The organism is Kitasatospora cheerisanensis KCTC 2395 (genome assembly GCF_000696185.1).
GTDB classification, from domain to species: domain Bacteria; phylum Actinomycetota; class Actinomycetes; order Streptomycetales; family Streptomycetaceae; genus Kitasatospora; species Kitasatospora cheerisanensis.
The window spans coordinates 7,345,482-7,352,510 of record NZ_KK853997.1; the positions used below are offsets into that span (position 1 = coordinate 7,345,482).

The 7,029-nt window shown below is 75.4% G+C and carries 6 protein-coding genes and 1 pseudogene; 3 read left to right on the forward strand and 4 right to left on the reverse strand.

Annotated features, from left to right (window positions below):
• Window positions 1-3 precede the first annotated feature (3 nt).
• Window positions 4-882, reverse strand: coding sequence for a LysR family transcriptional regulator (locus KCH_RS33095; protein ID WP_244305538.1), 879 nt, complete (start codon window positions 880-882; stop codon window positions 4-6).
• A gap of 150 nt (window positions 883-1,032) precedes the next feature.
• On the opposite strand from KCH_RS33095, the gene KCH_RS33100 reads away from it, so the two are divergent.
• From KCH_RS33100 to KCH_RS33110, 3 genes are all read left to right on the forward strand, one after another.
• On the forward strand, window positions 1,033-1,533 hold the full coding sequence (locus KCH_RS33100; protein ID WP_208866013.1) for a hypothetical protein: 501 nt from the start codon (window positions 1,033-1,035) through the stop codon (window positions 1,531-1,533).
• Complete coding sequence (locus KCH_RS33105) at window positions 1,526-3,124, forward strand: multicopper oxidase family protein (RefSeq protein ID WP_035869332.1); 1,599 nt, start codon at window positions 1,526-1,528, stop codon at window positions 3,122-3,124. The genes KCH_RS33100 and KCH_RS33105 overlap by 8 nt, the downstream gene beginning before the upstream one ends.
• 82 nt (window positions 3,125-3,206) lie before the next feature.
• Window positions 3,207-3,962: a metallophosphoesterase family protein gene (locus KCH_RS33110; RefSeq protein WP_035874889.1), complete on the forward strand. Its 756-nt coding sequence runs from the start codon at window positions 3,207-3,209 to the stop codon at window positions 3,960-3,962.
• A 129-nt stretch (window positions 3,963-4,091) separates the two neighbouring features.
• On the opposite strand, the gene KCH_RS33115 is transcribed toward KCH_RS33110, so the two are convergent.
• The 3 genes and pseudogenes from KCH_RS33115 to KCH_RS42940 form a co-directional block, all read right to left on the reverse strand.
• Window positions 4,092-5,708: a serine/threonine-protein kinase gene (locus KCH_RS33115; protein WP_035874891.1), complete on the reverse strand. Its 1,617-nt coding sequence runs from the start codon at window positions 5,706-5,708 to the stop codon at window positions 4,092-4,094.
• Between the two features lie 57 nt (window positions 5,709-5,765).
• Window positions 5,766-6,356 (reverse strand): TolB family protein, encoded by a 591-nt coding sequence (locus KCH_RS45405; protein ID WP_244305539.1) that lies wholly within the window; start codon window positions 6,354-6,356, stop codon window positions 5,766-5,768.
• Between the two features lie 471 nt (window positions 6,357-6,827).
• A pseudogene (locus tag KCH_RS42940) lies at window positions 6,828-7,029 on the reverse strand (MFS transporter); the annotation flags it as partial.

Below are 7,029 nucleotides of genomic sequence, written 5' to 3' on the forward strand. Positions count from 1 at the left end.
CGGTCAGGGGGTGGGGGCCAGGGCCAGGTGAGGAGGAGGGTGCGCATTTGGGTTGCGGCGGGGGAGAGGCGGGCGGTGGCGGACCAGTGGAGGGTGAGGGTGCGGCGGCAGGTGGGGCGTCGACGGTGAGGAGGGTGAGGGGAGGCGGGCGGCGGCCTGGCGGCCGACGGCGGGGATCAGGCCGACGCCGAGGCCGGCGGAGATCAGGTCGGCGACGGCGGCGAGTTCGTCGCTCTCGCAGACGATCCGGGGCGGTCGGCCGAGGGTGGTGAAGAGGTGGTCGAGGAGGCGCCGGTTCCAGTGGCCGGGGCGGGCGGTGATGAACGGCAGCGGGGCGAGTTCGGCGAGGGCGACGGCGCGGCGTCCGGCCAGCGGGTGACCGTCGGGGACGGCCAGCCAGACCGGTTCGTCGAGGAGCGGTGCGCTGTGCAGGCCCTCGCCGTCGACGGGCTGCGAGGCGACGCACAGGTCGACCTCGTGGGAGCGGAGCCGGCGGGCCATCAGGTCGGCCGGAAGCTGCCGCAGTTCGACCTCGGCGGCCGGGTGGGCGCGCTTGTACGCGGCCAGTGGCGCGGTGAAGGTGAGGAAGGTCTCGGAGGCCAGCCGGACCGTCCCGAAGCCGTCGCCCGCCGCCTCGGCGACGGCCCGGCGGCCGGCTTCCAGTTCGCCGAGGGCGCGCTCCGCGTAGCCGCGGAACAGCCGGCCGGCCTCGTTCAGGCGGAGCCGGCCGCCGCGGTCGAACAGCGGGGTGCCGAGTTCCTCCTCCAGGCGGGCGACGGTGCGGCTCAACGAGGGCTGGGCGACCCGGAGTTCCTCGGCGGCGCGGCTGAGGTGTTCGAGCCGCGCCACCACCAGGAACTGGCGAAGCGCGTGCAGGTCCATGGCCGCCCCCGGTGCCGTCGCCGCCCGTCCATGACGGATCGGTCATCACCCCATAGCAATATTGATCTTAGACGGGATAGCCGGCCGGTCATAACGTCGGGAGGAGAGCAAGTTCCTTCCCCGGCACCAGGATTGAGGCAGATCCCCGCCATGGCTGCATCGGCCGTCCCCGAACCCGCCGTCCCCCGATCCGCCGTCCCCGACCCCGCCGTCCCCGACCCCGCTGTACCCCGACCCGTCGTCCCCGAAGACGCGGCCCGCACCGGTGCCGCCGGCCGGGTGCTGCGCGGACTGGCCGCCCTGCACACCGTCGCCGTGTACGGGCAGCCGGTGTTCGCCGGCGTGTACCTGAGCGGTGCGTACGACGGCCTCGGCTGGCACCTGGCCGGGGCCAACGCCGTGACCAGCCTGGGCTACCTCCAGCTGATCGCCGCCGTCGTGCTGTGGTTCCGCTCCCGGCTCGGGTGGCCGCTGGTGGGCACCGCGCTGGTGGTGATCGCCGAGACGGTGCAGTACTTCGCCGGGCTCGACGGCGCGCTCTGGCTGCACCTGCCGCTCGGGGTGGCCACCATCGTGGGCCTCACCGTGCTCACCCTCGGGCTGCTGCGCGTCCCGCTGCCGGGTCGCGGACCGGCGGTGCGCGGTGAGTGAGCGTCAACTCCCGGTCTCCAGGCGGCAGGTGCTCGCGCTCGGCGGAGCGTTCGGGCTGCTGACGGCGGGCGCCCTGGCCTCCTCGGCGGCGCTCGCCCACCGGCCCGCCGGGACGGGCGGGCTGCTGCGCAGCGCCGTCCCGCTGCCGCCCGCGTTCCGGGTGCCGCTGCCGCGCCCGCGGGTGCTCGCGCCGGTGTCCACCGCCGGCGGCGTCGACCGGTACGAGATCACCCAGCGGGAGACCGTCGGCGAGATCCTGCCGGGGGTGCGCACCCCGCTGTGGACGTACGGCGGCAGCTTTCCCGGGCCGACGGTGGAGGCCCGGCGCGGCCGTCCCACCGTGGTCACCCACCGGAACGAGCTGCCCGTCCCGACGGTGGTCCACCTGCACGGCGGCCGCACGCCCGCCGAGTCGGACGGCTACCCCACCGACCTGGTGCTGCCCGGGAGTTGGTCCGAGCACCGGCACGGCGGCGGGATGCCGGGGATGCCCGGCATGGCGGATCCGCGGGCCGTGCAGAGCCGGGTGGTGCGCGAGTACACCTTCCCGAACGAGCAGCGCGCCACCATGCTCTGGTACCACGACCACCGGATGGACTACACCGCCCCGGCGATCTGGCGCGGCCTCGCCGGGCTGCACCTCGTCCGGGACGACAGCGAGCGGGCGCTCGAACTCCCGGACGGGGAACGGGAAGTGCCGCTGGTGATCACCGACCGGGCGTTCGCCGCCGACGGCAGCCTCGCCTACCCCTCGCTGGACCCGGCGCTGCGCGACCGCCCCGGGGTGCAGGAACCCTACGCGGCCGGGGTGTTGGGGGACGTGATCCTGGTCAACGGCGCACCCTGGCCGGTGCACGAGGTGGCGGCGGTGCGGCACCGGCTGCGGTTGCTGAACGCGTCCAACGCCCGGCACTACGAGATCGAGGCCGTCGACCAGGACGGGCGGACGCTGGACCTGGTGCAGATCGGCGCCGACCAGGGCCTGCTGGCCGCGCCCGTGACGCACCGTCGGCTGCCGCTGGCACCGGCCGAACGCTACGACCTGCTGGTGGACTTCGGCGCGGTGAAGACCGGCGGGACGGTCCGGCTGCTGAACCGGCTGGGCAGCGGGCGCACCCGGGAGGTGATGGCGTTCCGGGTGGTGCGGCAGGAGCGGGACGACAGCCGGGTGCCGGCCGTGCTGTCCACCGACCTGCCGCAGTGGCGGCGCGAAGAGGCCGTCCGGGTACGGGAGTTCGCTTTCCGGGCCGGGCGGATGGGCGAGGGGCACGGCTGGCTGATCGGCGGCCGGCCGTTCGACCCGGCGCGCGAGGACGTCAGCGTCCGGCTGGGCGACCTGGAGGTGTGGCGGCTGATCGCGGACGTCCACCACCCCGTCCACCTGCACCTGGTGGGCTTCCGGATCCTGAGCCGGGGCGGGCGCGCGCCGCTGCCGCACGACGCCGGGCTGAAGGACACCGTGTCGCTGCGGCCGGGCGAGGCGGCGGAGATCATCACCCGCTTCGACGGCTACCGGGGCCGCTACCTGTTCCACTGCCACAACGCGGAGCACGAGGACATGGGGATGATGGCGAACCTGGAGGTCCGCTGAGCGCTCCGGCGAGGGGATGCGGAAATTCGCGGTGGGCGAAGATTCGTTCCGGCGGGGGAGCGCGTGGCGCACAGTGGTGACCATGCCGAACCGCGTAGCCGTCCTGTCCGACATCCACGGTGTGCTGCCGGCCCTGGAGGCCGTGCTCGCCGAACCCGAGGTCCGCGCCGCCGACCGCCTGGTGCTCACCGGCGACATCGCCGCCGGGCCCCAACCGGCCCAGGTACTGGACCGGTTGACCGGGCTCGGCGACCGGGTCGCCTGGGTCGGCGGCAACGCGGACCGGGAACTCCTCGAGTACCGCCGGGGAGAGCGCGACACCGTCCCCGACCCGATCGGCCCCTGGGCGGCGGAGCAGTTGCGGGAGGACCACCTCGACCTGCTCGCCGCGCTGCCGCCCACGCTGACGCTGCCCGTCGAGGGACTGGGGGAGGTGCTGTTCTGCCACGCGACCCCGCGCGACGACGAGGAGGTGGTGCTGGTGGACTCCCGGCTCGACCGCTGGGCGGAGGTGTTCGCCGAAGTCCCGCCCGAGGTACGGACCGTGGTCTGCGGCCACACCCACATGCCGTTCGTCCGCCTCGCCCACGGCCGGCTGGTGGTCAACCCCGGCAGCGTCGGCATGCCGTACGGCCGCGCCGGAGCGCACTGGGCGCTGCTCGGCCCGGGCGTCGACCTCCGCAGCACGCAGTTCGACGTGGAGGCAGCGGCCGCCCGCCTCGCCCGCGAGTCGTCCTGGCCCGGGATCGCCGACTGGGCCGACTACTACCTGCACGCCCGCGCGAGCGACGCCGAGGCACTCGCCGCCTTCGGCCCCCGCGACGGCCGGGGTGCGTGAACCCCGGGCCGGGCCGGCCGTCAGGCGTCGGTGGGCGTCAAGTCGTGGAGCAGGACGTGGAGTTGCCGCTCCTCGTCGGACTCCGCCCACAGCCCGTCGGCCCGAAGCGTTCGATCAGGTGGGCCTGGCTCAGCCGGACTTGGCGATCTTGAGGACCTTGCCGGTGGCGCCGGTGCTGACGTAGCCGCCGCCCTGGTAGGCGTCTGTGAGGTAGTAGCGGAGGGTGATCTCGTCGGCGAACCAGCCGTAGTCGACGACCAGGTGACGGGAGGTCGGGGCGGCGACGCCGAGTTCGGTCCTGGCCTTGGCGAGGCCGGCGGGGAGGAGGGTCCAGTCGATCCGGGCGAGGTCGACCGGCTTCTCGTCGGTGCCGAGGATGCCGCCGGGCTTGGTGGTGACCTTGCCGGCGCGGTAGGTGAGGTTGTCGTAGTGCTTGGGGTTGTCCTTGGTGACGGCCCTGGCCGTGGCGTACTCCGGGTAGATCACCAGCTGGGTGAGGGTGGCGTTGCCGGTGGCCGAGCGGATCGTGTCGACCACGCCGCGGACCCCGTCCGGGGTGAGCAGGTCGGCTGCGGCGGCGGGAGCGACGGGGCTGCCGGGGACGACGGGTGCGCCGCCGCTGCTGGACGTCTGCGGGGTCGACCCGGCCGTGACCTGCCGGCCGTCGGCGCGCAGCAGGTCGTCGAACGACCAGGCGAGCACGCCGAGTACGGCGACCACGGCCACCGCGGCCAGGAGCACCGGCACGGCGCGCCGACGGGCCCCCGGCCGTTCGACGGCGGAGGCGGAGGCGGGGACGGAGGCGGTCGGGAGGGTGGGCGAGTACGGCGCGGCGGTGTTCAGCGTGGTGGGGGTGTGATCGAGCCGGGTGGGCGCGAAGGCGCTGCCGCCGAGGGTGCCGTCGATGCCCTGCTCGGCCGCGGCGAGCAGCCGGTCGAGCTGGTCCGGGTCGGGACGGTCGGCGGGGTCGCGGGCGAGCAGCGCCGTCAGCGTCGCGCCGAGCGGGCCGCAGCGCAGCGGCGGCGGCAGCGGCTCGTCCAGGACGGCGGCGAGGGTGGCGAGCGTGGTGGCGCGGCGCAGCGGGTGGTGGCCCTCGACGGCCACGTACAGCGTCATGGCGAGCGACCACAGGTCGGAGGACGGGTCGCCCTCGTGGCCGCGGATCCGTTCCGGGGCGATGAACTCGGGCGAGCCGATCAGCGCGCCGGTCGCGGTGAGGCTGGTCGAGCCGTGCAGGGCGGCGATGCCGAAGTCGGTCAGCACGGGCGTGCCGTCGGCGCGCAGCAGGACGTTGGCGGGCTTGACGTCGCGGTGGTGGATGCCGGCGGCGTGCGCGGCCCGCAGCGCGGACAGCACGCCGCGGCCGACCCGGGCCGCCTCGTGCGGCGCGAGGGTGCCGCGGGCGAGGCGGTCCTGCAACGAGCCGCCGGCGACCAGCTCCATGACCAGCCATGGGTGCGGGAGTTCAGGGGTGTCGACGATGTGGTGGATGGTCACCACGTGCGGGTGCTGGAGCCGGGCGAGGGCCCGGGCCTCGCGCAGAACGCGCTCGCGCAGCTCGTACGCCGCGGCCGGGTCGGCGGCGAGCATCGCCGGGTCCGGCGGCCGGACCTCCTTGAGTGCGACCTCGCGCTCCAGCATCGTGTCCCGGGCCCGCCACACCAGGCCCATGCCGCCGCCGCCGAGTCTGCTCAGCAACTCGAAACGGCCGTCGACGAGTTGGCCGCCCGGGCCCGCGTTCACCATGGCGGTCATCGTAGGGGCAGCGGCGGACAGCGCCCGCACCGGCCGCCCGACGGGCCGTCAACGGGCGGCCACCGCCGCGGGGGAGGAGGCGCCGGCGGCCAGCAGTCGCGGCGCGCCGGTGCCGTCGGCGGGGACGGACCACAGGTCGGTGCCGCGGCCGTCCTCGGCGGGCAGGGCGTAGCCGAGGGTCCGCCCGTCCAGCCAGGCGGCCTGGTCGTCGAGGTTGCGGCTCTCGGCGACGGGGTGCTCGGACAGGTCGGCCAGGTCGAGGACGTAGAGCCGCCACGGGTCGGCGGGGTCGGCGGAGACGCGTTTCTTGAAGGCGATCCGGGTGCCGTCGGGGGAGAGCGACGGGCATTCGACGTTCTCCTTCAGGGTGCGCGCGGACCAGGACCTGAGGTCGCCCTCGACCAGGTGGGTGCGGCCGCCGGTGGAGACGGTGGCGTAGAAGCGGTTGTCGTCGGCGGCGAAGGTGACGCCCCAGTAGTTGACGTCGGGGGCGTGGTAGCGGGCGCCGTCGACGGTGAGCGGGATGTCCTCGATCGACTTGATCAGGTAGCCGGTGCGCAGGTCGAGGATCGAGGTGCGGGTGGAGAAGCCGCTGACGGCGTACGAGTCGCCGACCGCGAACGCCGTCCAGGACAGCACCTGGCCGGACGGCGAGACCCGGGCCCGGTTCGGGACGCCGGGCAGGGTCAGCGCCTGGAGCTGGTGGAACTGCCGGTCGTAGACGACGGCCTGGGTGCGGGCGGGCGTGCCGGGGTGCCGGGCAGGGCGCGCAGGCAGAGCGCCCGGTCGCCCGCGGCGTAGAAGCGTTCGCAGGACGGCCCGCCGACGGTCGCCGCCGCGCCGCCGGGCCGGCGGCGCGGGCGATCCGGCCGGAGGCGGCGTCCCGGTAGTACAGGCCCGGCGGGTCGAGGGTGAAGCCGGCGTCCGCGGCGACGGCCCGGTGCCGGCCGCCGTGCTGACGGGCGTGCAGCACGTAGCCGAGCGCGCCGCCGAGCAGCGTCAGGACGACCACGAGCAGCACCACCAGGCGGGCCGCCGTCACCGGACGGTCCGTCAGGTCCGGTTCGCCCGCCGGGTGCAGCAGGTCCGGTCCGGTCTCGGTGTCGGTGGTCATGCGGGCTTCCCTTCGGGCAGGATGCGCCAGGCGGCGGCGAGGGCGGCGGCCAGCGCGAGGGCCGCGGCGAGCAGGGCGGGCCGGGTGCCCCACCAGGTCCAGGCCGCGCCGAAGCCGGCCGCGCCGAGCAGGCGGGCCAGGGCCTGGCCGGTCTGCAGGACGGCGAGGCCGCCGGCCCGGCCGCCGGCGGGCAGGACC

Excerpts from the sequence above, each read along its gene's own strand:
- KCH_RS33100 (WP_208866013.1), top strand. The coding sequence starts at position 1,033 with ATGGCTGCATCGGCCGTCCCCGAACCCGCCGTCCCCCGATCCGCCGTC.
- KCH_RS33110 (WP_035874889.1), top strand. The coding sequence starts at position 3,207 with ATGCCGAACCGCGTAGCCGTCCTGTCCGACATCCACGGTGTGCTGCCG.
- KCH_RS33095 (WP_244305538.1), bottom strand. The coding sequence starts at position 882 with ATGGACCTGCACGCGCTTCGCCAGTTCCTGGTGGTGGCGCGGCTCGAA.
- KCH_RS33115 (WP_035874891.1), bottom strand. The coding sequence starts at position 5,708 with ATGGTGAACGCGGGCCCGGGCGGCCAACTCGTCGACGGCCGTTTCGAG.